Genomic DNA, 571 nt, shown 5'->3' with positions numbered 1-571 from the left:
ACGGCATGGCGTATTTTGTGCAGCATCAACCAGGCGGTTTTGTAGGTGACTCGGATCACCTGTCTCAGCCGCATCGCCGAGATGCCGCCCTCAAGCAGAAATAAATCCAGGGCCTTGAACCACTTGAGCAGGGGCAAATGCGTTCCTTCAAAAATCGTGCCGACCAAGGCCGACGTTTGATGCTTGCACTTTCCGCACTCGAATAAGGGGATATGCCTGGAGGTCAGACGACTGCACCGGGTGTGAGCGCAGCGCGGGCAGACGAAGCCGTTCGGCCACTTCATCGCGATTAGCGCCTCCATGCAGTCCTGCTCGCTATGGTAACGGCTGCTGAATGGTTGAAGCTCCGTCCCCGCATTGACCTCCATGTTCGCTCGCCCCCGAATCAAGAATTTAAGAACGCACGTTCGATTTACTTCATTATACCAAACATACGTTCCCCGATCAAGCCAAAAATCTCAACTGAACCGTCTCATTTTTTCCTCATCTCATTTTCTTCTCTCTTTTTTGCGAACCCTGCTCTAGCCCTCACCCCCTGCTCTCTGAACGAAAGGGATAATCGTGCAAAGGC

Annotated in this window: 1 protein-coding gene; it reads right to left on the bottom strand. The window is 52.9% G+C overall.

The genetic code is table 11. The features are described from left to right. Positions 1 to 368 (bottom strand): transposase (locus ACLD72_RS32220; RefSeq protein ID WP_458476521.1); only part of this gene is annotated, 368 nt, incomplete at its 3' end. Positions 369 to 571 lie beyond the last annotated feature (203 nt).

The sequence above is a fragment of the Paenibacillus lacisediminis genome (assembly GCF_046567315.2).
This window is presented reverse-complemented; position numbering and strand designations above follow the sequence as displayed.